The 15,075-nt window shown below is 71.8% G+C and carries 13 protein-coding genes; 6 read left to right on the top strand and 7 right to left on the bottom strand.

Annotated elements, in window-relative coordinates:
* Nucleotides 1-9: 9 nt before the first annotated feature.
* Both ACFQUZ_RS08155 and ACFQUZ_RS08150 read right to left on the bottom strand, forming a co-directional pair.
* Nucleotides 10-1,113, bottom strand: a complete 1,104-nt coding sequence (locus ACFQUZ_RS08155; RefSeq protein WP_377439594.1) for a hypothetical protein — start codon at nt 1,111-1,113, stop codon at nt 10-12.
* Nucleotides 1,114-1,145: 32 nt separating this feature from the next.
* Nucleotides 1,146-2,267, bottom strand: coding sequence for a hypothetical protein (locus ACFQUZ_RS08150; protein WP_377439593.1), 1,122 nt, complete (start codon nt 2,265-2,267; stop codon nt 1,146-1,148).
* 80 nt (nt 2,268-2,347) lie between these two features.
* Between ACFQUZ_RS08150 and ACFQUZ_RS08145 the strand changes: the two genes are divergently transcribed.
* From ACFQUZ_RS08145 to ACFQUZ_RS08135, 3 genes are all read left to right on the top strand, one after another.
* Nucleotides 2,348-2,848 carry a cation:proton antiporter regulatory subunit gene (locus ACFQUZ_RS08145; protein ID WP_377439591.1) on the top strand — a complete coding sequence of 167 codons (501 nt, stop codon included), beginning with the start codon at nt 2,348-2,350 and terminating at the stop codon, nt 2,846-2,848.
* A 6-nt stretch (nt 2,849-2,854) separates the two neighbouring features.
* Nucleotides 2,855-4,063 (top strand): cation:proton antiporter, encoded by a 1,209-nt coding sequence (locus tag ACFQUZ_RS08140; protein ID WP_377439588.1) that lies wholly within the window; start codon nt 2,855-2,857, stop codon nt 4,061-4,063.
* 245 nt (nt 4,064-4,308) lie between these two features.
* On the top strand, nt 4,309-4,743 hold the full coding sequence (locus ACFQUZ_RS08135) for a hypothetical protein (protein ID WP_377439586.1): 435 nt from the start codon (nt 4,309-4,311) through the stop codon (nt 4,741-4,743).
* 63 nt (nt 4,744-4,806) lie between these two features.
* On the opposite strand, the gene ACFQUZ_RS08130 is transcribed toward ACFQUZ_RS08135, so the two are convergent.
* The 5 genes from ACFQUZ_RS08130 to dnaK all read right to left on the bottom strand — a co-directional run bounded on the left by ACFQUZ_RS08130 (nt 4,807) and on the right by dnaK (nt 9,685).
* Entirely contained in the window at nt 4,807-5,001 is a 195-nt protein-coding gene (locus ACFQUZ_RS08130; RefSeq protein WP_377439584.1) for a hypothetical protein, read from the bottom strand.
* A gap of 105 nt (nt 5,002-5,106) precedes the next feature.
* Nucleotides 5,107-5,550, bottom strand: a complete 444-nt coding sequence (locus ACFQUZ_RS08125) for a heat shock protein transcriptional repressor HspR (protein ID WP_377439582.1) — start codon at nt 5,548-5,550, stop codon at nt 5,107-5,109.
* 27 nt (nt 5,551-5,577) lie between these two features.
* On the bottom strand, nt 5,578-6,759 hold the full coding sequence (dnaJ, locus tag ACFQUZ_RS08120; protein ID WP_377439580.1) for a molecular chaperone DnaJ: 1,182 nt from the start codon (nt 6,757-6,759) through the stop codon (nt 5,578-5,580).
* Nucleotides 6,760-6,844: 85 nt separating this feature from the next.
* Nucleotides 6,845-7,732, bottom strand: coding sequence for a nucleotide exchange factor GrpE (grpE, locus tag ACFQUZ_RS08115; protein ID WP_377439578.1), 888 nt, complete (start codon nt 7,730-7,732; stop codon nt 6,845-6,847).
* Between the two features lie 45 nt (nt 7,733-7,777).
* On the bottom strand, nt 7,778-9,685 hold the full coding sequence (gene dnaK, locus ACFQUZ_RS08110) for a molecular chaperone DnaK (protein WP_377439577.1): 1,908 nt from the start codon (nt 9,683-9,685) through the stop codon (nt 7,778-7,780).
* Between the two features lie 228 nt (nt 9,686-9,913).
* Here dnaK and ACFQUZ_RS08105 point away from each other — a divergent pair, with 228 nt between their 5' ends.
* From ACFQUZ_RS08105 to ACFQUZ_RS08095, 3 genes are all read left to right on the top strand, one after another.
* On the top strand, nt 9,914-11,836 hold the full coding sequence (locus ACFQUZ_RS08105) for an ABC transporter (protein ID WP_377439576.1): 1,923 nt from the start codon (nt 9,914-9,916) through the stop codon (nt 11,834-11,836).
* Nucleotides 11,833-13,518 carry a GTPase gene (locus ACFQUZ_RS08100; RefSeq protein ID WP_377439574.1) on the top strand — a complete coding sequence of 562 codons (1,686 nt, stop codon included), beginning with the start codon at nt 11,833-11,835 and terminating at the stop codon, nt 13,516-13,518. Before ACFQUZ_RS08105 ends, ACFQUZ_RS08100 begins: the two co-directional genes overlap by 4 nt.
* 70 nt (nt 13,519-13,588) lie before the next feature.
* Entirely contained in the window at nt 13,589-14,812 is a 1,224-nt protein-coding gene (locus tag ACFQUZ_RS08095) for a hypothetical protein (RefSeq protein WP_377439572.1), read from the top strand.
* Nucleotides 14,813-15,075: the final 263 nt, after the last annotated feature.

The raw sequence follows: 15,075 nt of genomic DNA, 5'->3' as shown, positions 1-15,075 counted from the left end.
GCCGGTCGGTCACTGGAGGACCAGCTCCACCCTGGTCCACCGCCGGTTCGTCCCCGAACCCACCCCGATCCAGATGACCTTGTCGGGAGCGGTTTCTGGCAGTACGAGCACAGAGCCGTCATCGAGCACGCGGATGTCACCGCGCGGTGGCCAGTCCAACAGTCGATACCCGCCGTGCCCGGCGGCCCCCCAGCCGTACGGTCCGATCACCAGCACCCAGCCGCCGCCGATAGCCCTGGCCGTCAGCCCGGTGGGAGGTTGGCCGGACACCGACACCGGCTGCCAGCGCTCCGCCTCGAACTGCCAGAGCGGCGGGAACGACTCCCGGTCCGCCGGTTCACCGACCAGCCAGACATCCGTCCCGTTCAGCTCGGGAGAGAGCCCTCCGAGCGGAGTTTCCGTGGCCGGAACCGGCGTGGTTCGCCAGCTCTGGCCACGGTCGGTGGAGACCGCCGCATGCGGTCGCCCGTCCCGCACCCCCGTCGCCACCAACCGGCCCTCGGCGTACCCCACTGATCGCAGGTCGGGCAGGTCCGGTTGGTCGGGCAGCGTCCTGGCCTGCTCGCCAGCCAACTCCACGACCCGCTTCCGGTCGTCGCCGTCGCAGCAGACCTGGAACCGTCCGCCGATCACCGACCGGGCCGCCGGTGATTCCGCGCCCTGCGGCAACCGGACGAAGCTCTGCCCCCGGTCGGTGGAGAGATACCACCCGTGCGGTTCGAGCTGGACCAGCAGCCGGCCGTTGCGGACGTGCAGGTCGAGGCTCACGGCCGTCGGCTGCGGCAATCGCCGCTCCTGCCAGCTACGTCCTCCGTTGTCGGTAACCAGGAGGACCGCAGGACACCGCGACGGCGGCGGACTGGGCGCCACGTTGAATCCCGGCAGGCAACTGCCGGCCAACGCATAGCCGACGCCCGCGTCGGCGAATCGCACATCGAACCTCGGATAGCTGGCGGGCACCGGCACGCCCACCCGATAGACCCGGTAGGCGTCGACCGGGCCGGACGTTGACGTGGTCGCGACCGGACCCGGCGAACGGCGGATGTCACCGACGGTGCACCCACTCAGCACGACGGCGAGCACCACGGCCCCCGCCCAGGCAAACCTCCGCACAGTCCCATCGTCCTCGGTTACGGGGGTCGGGACTATGCCGGTTGGAGCACGATCCGGATCCAGGAACGATCGGCCGCCCGTCCGACGCCGAGCAACGGGTCGCCCTCGTGCTCCTCGGCCAGCAATGTTCCGTCCACAAGCGAGTGGAACATCCGATTGACGATGGGCCAGTCGACGACCGTGTAGCGGCCGTCGCTCACCACACCCGCCGAACTCCGTCCACCGACGGCCACCGTGCCGGCACCGATGGGCACCAGGATGTCCGCCTGCTCGGGTAGCCCGTCCGCCGCGACGGGAACCCACGGCGTGGTGCCCTCGGCTCTCGCCGGATGCCGCCACAGCGCCGGAGGTCGGCCGGTGGCCGGGCGCACCATGAACCAGGCGTCGCCGTCCGGTGCGATCTCCACGGCCATGCCGGCTGGATCGCCATCCGGCATGGCCGGCACCGATGGCGTCGTCCAGGTTCGGCCGAGGTCGGTGGAGAGCGCCACTACCGGGCGGCCGGCCCGCGTACCGGAAACCCACAACCGTTCGTCCCGGTAAGCCAGCGAGGTGGGTTCGGGCACCGGCGGCACCGGCAATGGTCGCGCCCGACCGCCACGCCAGTCCACGATCTGGTTCCACTGCTCATTGAACTGGAACCGGCTCAGGTTCTCCTGGAAGGCCCCCGGGGGTTCCGCGCCGCCGTCCGCCCGGGTGAAGGCATGGCCGCCGTCCGTGGAGCGGTACCAGTACGGCGCCGCGCGCAGCAGCAGCGTGCCATCCCTGGTCACGATCATCTGCTGCTCCGCCGCTTCCGAGCGGGGATGCCGTAGCCGCTGCCAGGAGCGGCCACCATCGGTGGTCGCCAGCAGGACCGCGGCGCAGGTCGGCGTCGTGCCGGACGACGCGGTGTCGGTGCCGCACCGGGTGAACAACGCGTAACCGCGGTTGGCGTCGACGAAATCGACCCTCTCCTGGTTGAAGTCGGTGGTCACCGGCACATCCGCCGCCCGGATCTCGACGACCGGAGACGTGGGGGCGGAATTCGACGGGCCGGGTGGCGGCGATCCGCCATCGGGCGGGCGACGGACGTTCCCGATGGAGCAGCCGCCAGCGGCGATCAGGACCATCGCGAGCACACCGGTGATCCGGTTACGCATGGCACGACGCATGACCATCATGGTCGCTTATCGCGGACGCCGTATCGCGGGCGCCGTGCGGCACCCCAGGACCGCCCAGGTACGTTGAGCGGGTGCGAGTACGTGTGGAACAGACGGCGCTGCCCGGGATCGGCGTACGTCACGACCTGATCACCGGCTCCGGTCGCCGACTCGGTGTGGTGACGCACCGGAACGGTCGGCGGGATCTGGTCCTCTACGACGTCGACGACCCCGACGCCTGTCTCGCGGACATCCCGTTGACGGACGACGAGTCCGAGGCTCTCGCCGACATCCTGGGTGCGTCACTGATGCTCGGGCAACTCTCCGGGCTACGGGAGCAGGCGGCCGGCCTGCTCACCGAGCAGATCGCCATCCCGGCGGGTTCCAGGTACGTGGGCCGCAGACTCGGCGACACCCGGGTCCGGACCCGCACCGGCGCCTCCATCGTCGCGGTGCTGCGGGAGGGGCAGGTCATCGCGTCACCCGACCCGTCGTTCCGGTTCGCGGCCAACGACGTGGTGGTCGTGGTGGGCACCCGGAACGGTCTCGACGGAGCAACCGCGGTCCTCGCCGGCGAAGACCCGGACGGCTGAGCCCGGATGCACCACGAGATCACCGTCCTCCTCGTCGAGGTGGGCGCGCTGCTGCTCGGTCTCGGTCTGCTCGGCCGGCTCGGCCGCCGGTTCGGCCTCTCGCCCATCCCGCTCTACCTGCTCGCCGGGCTCGCCTTCGGGCACGGCGGCCTGCTGCCGATGAGCGCCAGCGAGGATTTCTTCGCCACCGGTGCCGAGATCGGCGTCATCCTGCTGCTGGTCATGCTCGGCCTGGAGTATTCGGCGAGCGAGCTTGTCACCAACCTCCGGTCGGCCGCCCCGGCCGGCCTGATCGACGCACTGCTCAACGCGCTTCCGGGCGCAGCGTTCGCGCTGCTGTTGGGCTGGGGACCGGTGGCCGCCCTGGTGCTGGCGGGGATCACCTGGGTCTCATCCTCCGGTGTGATCGCCAAGGTGCTGGCCGACCTCGGCCGGTTGGGTAACCGGGAAACTCCGGTGATCCTGTCGGTGCTTGTCATCGAGGACCTGGCGATGGCCCTCTACCTGCCCCTGGTCACCGCGGTACTGCTGGGCAGCGGGCTGCTCGGTGGCGGGCTGGCGCTTGCCGGAGCCGTCGCGACCGTGGTGGTCGTGCTGGTGGTGGCCATCCGGTACGGGCAGGTGATCTCCAAGATGTTCTCCCCGAAGGACCCGGAGGCACTGCTGCTCGGGGTGCTGGGGTTGACGCTGCTGGTGGCCGGCATCGCGGCGGAGTTGAAGGTGTCGGCGGCGGTGGGCGCGTTCCTGGTCGGCATCGCCCTGTCCGGCCCGGTCGCGCACAACGCCACCGAACTGCTGTCACCGCTGCGCGACCTGTTCGCGGCCGTCTTCTTCGTCTTCTTCGGGCTGGCCACCAACCCGGCCGACATCCCGCCGGTGCTTCTGCCGGCGCTCGGCCTGGCGGTGGTCACCATGGCGACCAAGGTGGTCACCGGATACCTGGCTGCCAGGCGGGCCGGCATCGCCCTGCCGGGCCGGCTGCGTACCGGCCTGGGGTTGATGCCCCGAGGCGAATTCTCCATCGTCATCGCCGGCCTGGCGGTCACCTCGTCGGCCGTGGAACCACAACTCGCGCCGCTGGCCACCGCGTACGTGTTGATCACTGTGGTGACCGGTCCGCTGCTGGCCCGGGTGCCGGACACGGCGTGGGCGAAGGGGTGGCTGCGCCGCCGGGCCATGGCGCGGCGACGCGAGCCGGTGGCCGTCGGAGACTGACACCTGCCCCGCCGATTGTGTGCTTGCGGTTGCGTTCTACAGACTTTGTCAGCTTTTGTCCGAGCCTGCAGCACGAGGTCGCGGGGGGACAGGGGCGGCCGTCCGGCGTAACGGGTTGATGACATGGCCGGTTCGGGCACTATCGTGGTCCGCCGGCCACGCGTTACGGTTCGGCACGAGAGCCAGTGAAAGGTGGCGCCCGTCCGGCGCCCGCCGCGGTAGCGGATGAAGGGTCGACCCCCGGGGTGAGCGTGCAGCAGCCGGCGTTCAACGGTTTCGGAAACCCCGTGGATCCCACTCCAGCGGAGCTGCGTGCCTGGGCCTACCAGCCGGACTCCGTTCCGCTGCGTTCGATGCCCCCGGACTGGGACCTGCTGGTCGCCGGGGACCACCTCGTCATGACCCTGTTCGACCTGGCGATGGACGAGAATTGTCCGGCCCGCCGGTTCGCCCTGCACTGCCTCTACATCTACGCCTCGGACGGGATCCAGACGAAGTTCCGCGCCCACCCGCGACGCCGGTTGCGCAAGTTGATGGACCACGCCGAGCTACGCGGAGACGATCTGATGCGGGCCTGGGCGCACAACTGCCGGATGTTGTTGGCCCAGCCGAAGCTGTTCGACTACCACGACTGGTGCGAAGGCGGCCTGGTCCGCACCGGCCGGCGGCTGGGCACCTGAGCCGCTCGATGACGGGCCGGGAGCCCCCGTGGATCCCGGCCCGCGCCATCGCCAGCACCGGCGTCAACCCCCGGCGCGTCGGCCCTTCCGGTGGCGCACCTGCTCACGTGCCTGATCCTGACCGTGATCGACCTGGTCGAGGTAGCGGCCCTCGGTGAGCTCCGCCTCGTCGTCGCCGTCAGCGGTCTGTCCCGCTGCGGCGTCGGGCGCGAGCTTCTCCCGGACCTTGTCGGTCATCTTCTGGAACGGATCGGCCACGACAGCGCCCCCTTTGGTCCGGATTGAGAAATTCGAACCAGGAGTCAGATTAGCCGAGCGTGCCCGCCCCCGCGGCGAATTCGTGCGGAGGGAAGCAGTGGAGGATCAGCCCTCGCGGGTCGACCGGTTCGGCCGCCACACCACCAGAGCGGTGGACGGCCGGCGCCGGGGGACCAGATCCCCCCGCGGGAACGGCCCGGCCGCCTCCATGCGGGCAACCCGGTCGTACGCGGCCGCCAGTTCCTCCTGGGTCTGGGCGAGCCGCCGCCGCAGCTCGTCCACCACCTGCTCCAGCTCGATGATGCGCTTGATACCGGCCAGGTTGACCCCGTCCTCCTGGCTCAGCCGCTGGACCTCGCGGAGCAGTGCGACGTCACGCGCGCTGTACCGGCGCCCTCCGCCAGCGGTGCGGCCCGGCTGCACGAGACCCAGCCGGTCGTACTGGCGCAGGGTCTGCGGATGCATCCCGGCCATCCGGGCCGCCACCGAGATCATCAACACCTTGGCATCGGACGCCGCGGCAACCGAAATGACGAACTCCTCAGCCATCCTGATCACCTCCGGTCGACGGCCGCATCAACTGACTCGACGCACCCGGGCGTCGAGATGTTCCCGTCCGGCCCCCGGCGTCTGGGCGGCGAACGTCTCCAGCGCGGCTCGCGCCTCGCCGGACACCTGCTCGGGGACCACGACTTCGACGGTGACCAGCAGGTCACCGGTCTGGCCCGTACGCCGGACCACACCCTTGCCCCGGGCCCGCAGGGTGCGTCCGCTCGGCGTGCCCGGAGGCACCCGCAGCGTGACCGCGCCATCCATCGTGGGCACTCGCAGGTCGGTGCCGAGCACCGCCTCGGCGAAGGTGATCGGCACGGTCAACGTCAGGTCGTCACCGCTGCGCCCGAACAGCTCGTCGGGGCGCACCCGGACCAGCACGAACAGGTCCCCGGCCGGACCGCCCCGCTCGCCGGGCTCCCCGTGCCCGGTCAGCCGGATGCGCTGGCCGTCGGCGACCCCGGCGGGGAACCGGACGGTGATCGTCCGGTTCTTGGTGACGCCGCCGGTGCCGCGGCACTCCGGGCACTTCTCGTCGACGACGGTCCCGACGCCCTGGCACTCCCGGCAGGGTTCGGAGAAGCTGAACGAGCCCTGGTTGCGGGTCGTCACTCCGGCTCCATGGCATGTCGAACAGGTGCGCGGGGTGGTGCCCGGCTTGGCCCCGTTGCCGTGGCACACGTCGCAGACCCCGGGCGCGCGCAGGGTGAGCGGCAGCGTGACCCCACGGACGGCGTCCTCGAAGTCCAGCGACACCTCCGCCTCGACGTCCCGGCCCCGAGCCGGACCCCGAGGCCGGGCCGCCGCCCCGCCGGAGAACATCGATCCGAACAGGTCGGAGAAACCGCCACCGCTGGTGAACCGGCGATCTCCCGCTCCCGCGCGGCCGGTCGTGCCGAACAGGTCAGAGACGTCGAACGGAAATCCCGCTTCGCCTCCTGCCCGGGCGTTACGACGGAACGCGCCCGACCCGAACAGGGAGCGCATCTCGTCGTACTCGCGGCGTTTCTGCTCGTCGGCCAGGACGGAGTATGCCTCGGACACCGACTTGAACCGGGTCTCGGCCTCGGCGTTGCCCGGGTTGCGGTCCGGGTGCAGTTCCCGCGCCAGCTTGCGGTACGCCTTCTTGATGTCGTCGGCGGAGGCGGTCTTCTCGACCCCCAGCTCGGCGTAGAAGTCCTTTTCCAGCCAGTCCTTCGAACTCACCTGTCCACCCCCTTCCTCGTCCCGGAGTCCGCCCGGCGGGTCCGTGCGACCGGCTCCGGCCGCACGGACCCGCCGGGATCCGCCGCTATTCGGGTTCCGCCACCGCGACCAGCGCCGGCCGGAGCAGCCGCTCGCCGAGCAGGTAACCCCGACGCATCACGTCGACACAGGTCGGCTCGGACACGTCGGCGGACGTCTGGTGCGCCACCGCTTCGTGCCGGGTCGGGTCGAAGGGGTCACCCTTCTCACCGAACGCCGTGAGCCCGAACTTCGTCAACGCGCCGGTGAGTTGCTCGGCCACCGTGCCGAACGGTCCGACCAGGTCGCCGTGTTCGCGGGCCCGGTCCAGGTCGTCCAGGGTCGGCAGCAATGCGGCGAGCACCGTGCCGGTGGTCTGCTCGGCCACCAGTCCTCGGTCCCGCTCCACCCGCTTGCGGTAGTTGGCGTACTCGGCCGTCAGCCGCTGCAGGTCCCGCGTCCGCTCGTCCAGGTCGGCCCGGAGTGCGGTCAGCTCCGCCCCGAAGGCGCCCGGCCCGGCCGCGACCTCGTCGGTCGGCTCCGCGGGCGCGTCCACCACCGGCTGTTCGCCGCCGGCGGCCGCCGCGGCGGCGGCCTCCGCCGCCTCCGCCAGGTCGGCCGAGTCGTCGGCGAGTTCGGACTCGGTGCTGCGCTTCGCCCGTCCTCCCGTGTCCCGGTCGTCGCCGGCGGGCTCGGCCTCGCCGGACGAGCCGGAGCTGGACTCGTCGGATCCCGCCGGGCCGGCGGGATCGCCAGCGACCGTCGGTTGCCCGCCGGATCCGTCGACGTCACCGGCCGACTCCGCCGTTCCGGTGCCGTCACCGTCCTGGTTGATCTTGCGGTTGTCCCGGATGACGACCCGCTCGCCGGCCGGATCGCTCCGGCCGGCGTCCGCGGCGCCACCCGGCGCCGCGCCGGCATCCCCGGTGTCGGCGGCTCGTGGCTTGTCCGTCATGGGTTCATACCTTTCGTTGCTGGGCTCGGACGATGGGACGGCAGGTCACTTCTTGTCGTCCTCGTCGACGATCTCCGCGTCGACGACGTCGTCCCCGCCGGCCTTGCCCGCGCCACCCGCACCGGCACTGCCGCCGGCACCGGCACCGGCGGCACCGGCGGCGCCCGCCCCACCGGCACCGGCAGCGCCCGCGTCGCCGCCCTGCTGAGCCTGCTCGTTCTGCTGGGCGTAGAGCAGCGACCCAGCCTGCTGCGAGGCCTGGGCAAGCTTCTCGTGCGCCGCCTTGATCTTCTCGAGGTCACTGCCGCCGAGCGCGCCGCGCAGGTCACCGAGCGCCTCGTTGATCTGGTCACGACTTTCCGCGGGCAGCTTGTCGCCGCTCTCGGCCAGGAACTTCTCGGTCTGCCACTGGAGAGCCTCGGCCACGTTGCGGGTCTCGGCCTCGTCGCGGCGACGCTTGTCCTCCTCCGCGTGCTCCTCGGCGTCGCGGCGCATCCGCTCGATGTCATCCTTCGGCAGCGACGAGCCGCCGGTGATGGTCATCGACTGCTCCTTGCCGGTGCCGAGGTCCTTGGCGTTGACGTGCACGATGCCGTTGGCGTCGATGTCGAACGTGACCTCGATCTGCGGCACGTTGCGCGGTGCCGGCGGCAGGCCGGTCAGCTCGAAGGTGCCCAGCTTCTTGTTGTAGGCGGCGATGTCCCGCTCGCCCTGGAAGACCTGGATGAGCACCGACGGCTGGTTGTCGTCGGCCGTGGTGAAGACCTCGGAGCGCTTCGTGGGGATGGTGGTGTTGCGCTCGATCAGCTTGGTGAAGATGCCGCCCTTGGTCTCGATGCCCAGGCTCAGCGGGGTCACGTCCAGCAGCAGGACGTCCTTCACCTCGCCCTTGAGCACGCCGGCCTGCAGCGCGGCGCCGACCGCCACCACCTCGTCCGGGTTGACGCCCTTGTTGGGCTCCTTGCCGGTGAGCTGCTTGACCAGGTCGGTCACGGCCGGCATCCGGGTGGACCCGCCGACCAGGATCACGTGGTCGACGTCGGCCAACTTGATCCCGGCGTCCTTGATGGCCTGCTCGAACGGGCCCTTGCAGCGGTCCAGGAGATCCTGCGTCATGCGCTGGAACTCGGACCGGCTCAGCGTCACGTCGAGGTGGAGCGGGCCGGCCTGACCAGCCGTGATGTACGGCAGGTTGATGTTCGTGGTGGTCGCCGCGGACAGTTCGATCTTGGCCTTCTCGGCGGCCTCGCGCAGTCGCTGCATGGCCATCTTGTCCTGGGCGAGGTCGATGCCCTGCTCGCCGCGGAACGTCTTCACCAGGTGGTCGATGACCCGCTGGTCCCAGTCGTCGCCACCCAGGTGGTTGTCACCACTTGTGGACTTGACCTCGATGACGCCCTCCGCCAGCTCCAGCAGGGAGACGTCGAAGGTGCCGCCACCCAGGTCGAAGACCAGGACGGTCTGCTCCTTGGAGCCCTTGTCCAGACCGTACGCCAGGGCCGCGGCGGTCGGCTCGTTGACGATCCGCAGCACGTTGAAGCCGGCGATCTCACCGGCCTCCTTGGTGGCCTGACGCTGGGCGTCGTTGAAGTACGCCGGCACGGTGATCACCGCGTCGGTGATCTGCTCGCCCAGATACGCCTCGGCGTCCCGCTTGAGCTTCATCAGGGTTCGCGCCGAGATCTCCTGCGGGGTGTACTTCTTGCCGTCGATGTCGACGGACCAGTTGGTGCCGACCTCCCGCTTGACCGACCGGATGGTCCGGTCCGGGTTGGTCACCGCCTGACGCTTGGCGACCTCACCGACGAGCACCTCGCCGTTGCGGGCGAACGCGACGATCGACGGAGTCGTCCGCGAGCCCTCGGCGTTCGCGATGACGGTGGGCTCACCGCCCTCAAGAACGCTGACGCAGGAGTTCGTCGTGCCGAGGTCGATACCGACCGCACGTGCCATGTTCGCTTCCTCGCTTCGTTACTGGAGCAGGTGTCGGGATCGCCGAGGCGATCCGCAGGTGAGCACACCCACCGCAAGTTGAGTGGACCGGACTCAATACTGCCACGATCACCAGGAACGTCAAGTCAGGGTTGAGTCACCTGTACGCAACTTGACCGGATGGGCGGATATTCCGGGTCGGGAGTGTGTCCGGTTGTCGGCATGGCGGGGATCGGGCACCCTTTACCCGTGACCACGCAGGGTGAGCCGGCCGGGGGCCCGAGTACGGCGCCCGCCTCCACCCAACCTTCTTCCCAGCGCTCCGGCGAGTCATCCGCCGACCGGCCAGGTGATCCATCCCACACCGCACCGGACGCCCCCGACCGGGACACGAGCGCCGACACCACCGGGTCACCGGACCCGGACGGAGGCGATCCCGCCGAACCGGACCTGCGGGCGGCCCTCGTCGGGCTTCGCTCCGCCGTCCGGGACACCGGCTTCCCGCTGGTGCTGCCCTCCACGGACGAGGCCGTCCGGACCGGCCGGACGCTCGTCGCCCAACTCGACGACTACCTGCTGCCCCGGCTCGCCCGGCTGGACGCCCCGCTGCTCGTGGTCGTCGGCGGATCGACCGGGGCCGGCAAGTCGACCCTGGTGAACAGCCTGGTGCAGGCGCGGGTGAGCGCCGCCGGCGTGCTCCGGCCGACCACCCGCGCACCGGTGCTGGTCTGCAACCCGGCGGACAGCGCCTGGTTCCGGCGGGGTGAACTGCTGCCCGGCCTGACTCGGACGAACGAGCCGGGCACCGACCCCAACACGCTGCAACTGGTCGCCGCGCCGGCCCTCACCCCCGGGCTCGCCTTCCTCGACGCGCCGGACATCGACTCCGTGGTGGCCGCCAACCGCGCCCTGGCCAACCAACTGCTCGCCGCCGCTGACCTGTGGTTGTTCGTGACCACCGCGGCCCGGTACGCCGACGCGGTTCCGTGGGGACTGCTGCGCACCGCCCGGGACCGGGGCACCGTGATCGCCCTGGTGCTGGATCGGGTGCCGCCGGAGGCGACCGACGAGGTCACCCAGCATCTCACCGAGATGCTGGCCGAGCACGACCTGGCCGCCGCGCCCCTGTTCGTGCTTCCGGAGACCATCGTCGACGGGCAGGGGCTCCTGCCCGAGCGGGCCACCGCCAACCTGCGCGCCTGGTTCGGCCGACTCGCCGCCGACGGACGCGCCCGCGCCGCGATCGTCCGGCAGACACTCGACGGTGCGCTGGCGGCCGTCCGACCCGCCATCGACCTGCTCGCCGCCGCCGCGGACGAGCAGGCGCAGGCCGCCAGGTCGCTCGACGAGCGGGTCGCCGGGGCGTACCGCAACGCCCGGCACACCGTCGAACAGGGCGTCCAGGACGGTCGGCTGCTCCGCGGCGAGGTGCTCGCCCGATGGCAGGAGTTCGTGGGCACCGGCGAGATGTTCCGCACCCTGGAGGCACGGATCGGCAGGATGCGGGACCGGGTGGTCGCGGCGATCACCGGCCGGCCGGCCCCGGGTCGACAGCTACAGGCCGCGATCGAGTCCCAGTTGGTCACGCTGCTGCACGGGGTGGCCGCCGACGCCGCGGAGACGGCGTACACAGGATGGCAGGCCCACCCGGCCGGTGCGGCGCTGCTCGAACCCGCGCTCGCCCGACCGGCACCGGACTTCACCACGCGCGCCGAGCGGCTGGTCCGCGACTGGCAGCGGGGGGTGCTCGACCTGGTTCGCGTCGAGGGAGGCGACCGGCGTTTCGTCGCGCGCACCGCCGCGTACGCGGTGAACGCCACCGGGCTCGCGGTGACCATCGCGGTCTTCGCCTCCACCGCATTCATCCCGACCGGTCTGGAGGTGGCGACCGGTGCCGGCACCACGGTGGCTGCCCAGGTCGTCCTCCAGGCGATTTTCGGGGACCAGGCGGTGCGTACGCTCGCCGCGAAGGCCCGGGAGGACCTGCTGAAACGGGTCGCGGAGTTGCTCGACGAGGAGGCCGCCCGGTATCGGGCGCGGACCGCCGCGGTCGGGGTGGGGAGCGAACCGGGCGAGCGCCTGCGGACCGCGGCGGAGGACGTGGAGTGGGCCCGACGACGAGCCCGGCTCACCGACGGCGCCCCGCTCAACCTACCGGGAGACACCCGGTGACAAACATCGCCGGCCGGGTCCGGGGGGTGCTGCGCGGCGATCGCCGGATAGACCCGGACGAGTTGCTCGCTCGGGTGGAGGCGGTTCGACGCTTCCTCACGGCGGTCGAGGGCCACCTGCCGGACGACCGGCTCGGTGCCGCCTACACGCTTGTGGAACGCGCTGGCGCGCGACTCGCGCTGTCCCGCGACCACACCGTGGTGGCGCTGGCCGGCGCGACCGGCAGTGGCAAGTCCAGCCTGTTCAACGCGGTGGCCCGGATCGACCTGTCGCCGGTCGGGGTCCGGCGGCCGACCACCGGCGTCACCCATGCCTGCGTGTGGGGACCACCGGAAGGTGCGATCAAGCTGCTGGACTGGATCGGCGTGCTCCCCCGGCACCGGTTCGTCCGGGAGAGCGCGCTGGACGGCGAGGACGAGGCCGCGATGCGCGGGCTGGTGCTGCTCGATCTGCCCGACTTCGACTCCGTGGAGCGGTCCCACCGGCGCGAGGTCGACCGCCTGCTGGGCCTCGTGGACCTGGTGATCTGGGTGGTCGATCCGCAGAAGTACGCCGACCGGGTGGTGCACGACACGTACCTTCGCGAGTTCCACCGGCACAAGGACGTGACGGTGGTGGTGCTCAACCAGATCGACCGGCTGCCACCGGCCGACGTGCCCCGGGTCGCCGCGGATCTGCGCCGGCTGCTGGACGGCGACGGGCTGCACGGGGTTCCGGTGCTGTCCACCGCCGCCGTGGTGGACGAGTCGTTGACCGAGCTTCGGGCGACGCTGGAGCGGACCGTCGCCGAACGGCAGGCGGCGCTGCGGCGGCTCGCCGGTGACGTGGAGACCGTGACCGCCTCGCTGACCGACCTGATGGGCCCGGCGCCCGCCGCGGACGACCTGGCCCGGACCAGTTTGCCGAGGCTGACCGACGCGCTCGCCGGGCAGGCCGGAGTGCCGGCCGTGGTTGCCGCCACCGAGCAGGCGTACCGGCATCGGGCCGCCACCACGACGGGGTGGCCGCTGGTCCGGGGATGGCGCCGGCTGCGACCGGACCCGCTGCGCCGGCTGCACCTGCCCGGTCCCGCCGATCCCGCCGACGAAGGTGCGGAGAGTCTCGTCGCGGCGACCTCGGTGCCCGATCCGACGGCTGCCCAGCGCTCCGCGGTGGGACTGGCCGTTCGGGAGGTGGCCGACCGGGCGGGTGGGGCCCTGCCGCCACCGTGGCCGGCCGCGGTCGCCACCGCCGCCCGGTCGCGGCTGACCGACCTGCCTGACGCGCTGGACCGGGCCGTGGTCAACACCGAGTTGGGCGTGCGCCGCAAGCCACTGTGGTGGCGGCTGGTCGGTGGCCTGCAGTGGCTGGTCACCCTCGCGGCCGCCGCCGGACTGGGCTGGCTGGTGGTCGGTTACGCGGTGCGTGCCCTCGGGCTGCCCCGGCTGGACTACCCCCTGGTCGGCGAACTGCCGCTGCCCACCCTGCTGCTGCTCGGCGGGCTGCTGGCCGGGCTGCTGCTCGCGGTGCTGGTCAAGCCGATGATCAAATGGGGGGCGCGGCGGGCCCGGCGGCGGGCCGACCGGCGGTTGCGGGCCGCGATCAGCGACGTGGCCCGGGAGTACGTGCTGGGTCCGGTCCGGGCGGTGGTCGGATCGTACGAGGAGGCCCGTGCCGCACTGGCGGAAGCGCGTCGAGGCTGAGCAGTCGCTCACGGCATATACCGGCGCGCTCCTGATGCTGTCCGACCGCACCCCGGCGTAGGGTCGAGGCATGCCCATGCCGCAGACCCCCTACGACGCGGTACTGCACGCCGCCCGCGACGTGACCAGGCTCGACTGCGCGCTGGACGCGGAGATGCTGGGGACGGCGCTGCTCGGCAGCGTCTACGCCCTCGCGGAGGAGGACCGCGGCGCCGCGGTCCGGGCCTTCGTGGGGGACTTCCTGGCCGCAACCAGCCGGCGGCGCAGCGCCGCCGCCACCACCATCCGGCATGTGTTCGCCACCCTGGTGCCGGAGGCTACCGGCGCCGCGACGGTGAAACCCGGAAGCCAGGCTCCGACGTGGTCCGACCAGGTCGGCCAGGTGCGGCTCACCGGCAGCTACTCCTACGGTGACGTGTACGGCGACCAGACGTCCTATCTGGCCACCTTCGCGTACGCCGACCGGGAGGCCGGCGGACCGGAGCATGCCGTGGTGGCGCTGGTCGACCACAACATCGGCATCACCAAGGACGTCTTTGTCGGGGGCCCGGCCGCGGGCATCCTCGACCAGGTCAGACAGATGTGCGCCGGTGACGAGCTGACCTGGTTCCGGCAGGAGGATCCGACCCGGCTGCGCGCCGAGGTCAGCCGGCACCTGGCCATCACCGACGACCTCGCCGAGCTGCCCGACGAAGGGTCGCTGGCCACCGACCGGGCACTCGTCGGCGCCCGTCTCGCGCTGCTGCCGGCGCCGCCGCTGGCGCCGGTGACGGAACCGGAGCAACTCAGCGCGGAGCAGCGCACGGCTCTGGTTCGGGAGTTCCTCGGCTCGCCGGAGGCGGCTCGGCACGGCCTGGACGCCGTGGACGGAAACGGTCTCGCCTCGTTGCACTTCTGTATCAGTCTGGTCCTCGACCACGCGGCCAGCTTCCCGGAGCCGGATCCGCTGCGGTGGAGTCCGGCCGTCGCTGGCCTCTTCCTGCTCGACTGGGTGCACCGGCGGGCTGTGCTGGACCTGGACGACGCGGCGATGCTTCCCCGGGTCGTCCGGTCTTGGGCGGCGTACGCGACCCGGCGGCGTGGCCTGCCCGAGGCCGCGGTGGACCAGACGAACGCCGCCGTCGAGGAGATGGTGCCGGAGTTCGTCCGGCTCTACACGACGGGTGAGCGGCGCAGCCCGGCCACGGCTGCCGTGGCGCAGCTGATGGCCGATGGCGTAGACCCGAACGACACCGACGCCCTCGAGGCGTGGATCGAGGAGAACCGGCAGCGCCTCGGCGAGGACCCCCTCTGACGATCCGACGCTCCACCACGGGGCGACGGCGGGCGACCGTCGGCGACCCGCTTCAGGACCGCGCAGGCGCCCCGGTCGGGCTCGGCGTAGGAGTCGGGCTCGGCGTGCCGGTCGGGCTCGGCGTAGGAGTCGGGCTCGGCGTGCCGGTCGGGCTCGGTGCCCCGGTCGGGCTCGGCGTGCCGGTCGGGCTCGGCGTAGGAGTCGGGCTCGGCGTGCCGGTCGGGCTCGGTGCCCCGGTCGGGCTCGGCGTGCCGGTCGGGCTC

This window comes from Plantactinospora sp. GCM10030261 (genome assembly GCF_042666615.1).
Classification (GTDB): domain Bacteria; phylum Actinomycetota; class Actinomycetes; order Mycobacteriales; family Micromonosporaceae; genus KBS50.
Note: the sequence above shows the minus strand (reverse complement) of the source record. Positions and strands in the feature narration are given on the sequence as shown.

Coding starts and splice junctions, on each gene's coding strand:
- ACFQUZ_RS08150 (WP_377439593.1), bottom strand. CDS start 2,267: ATGCGTCGTGCCATGCGTAACCGGATCACCGGTGTGCTCGCGATGGTC.
- ACFQUZ_RS08140 (WP_377439588.1), top strand. CDS start 2,855: ATGCACCACGAGATCACCGTCCTCCTCGTCGAGGTGGGCGCGCTGCTG.
- ACFQUZ_RS08125 (WP_377439582.1), bottom strand. CDS start 5,550: ATGGCTGAGGAGTTCGTCATTTCGGTTGCCGCGGCGTCCGATGCCAAG.
- grpE (WP_377439578.1), bottom strand. CDS start 7,732: ATGACGGACAAGCCACGAGCCGCCGACACCGGGGATGCCGGCGCGGCG.
- dnaK (WP_377439577.1), bottom strand. CDS start 9,685: ATGGCACGTGCGGTCGGTATCGACCTCGGCACGACGAACTCCTGCGTC.
- ACFQUZ_RS08095 (WP_377439572.1), top strand. CDS start 13,589: ATGCCCATGCCGCAGACCCCCTACGACGCGGTACTGCACGCCGCCCGC.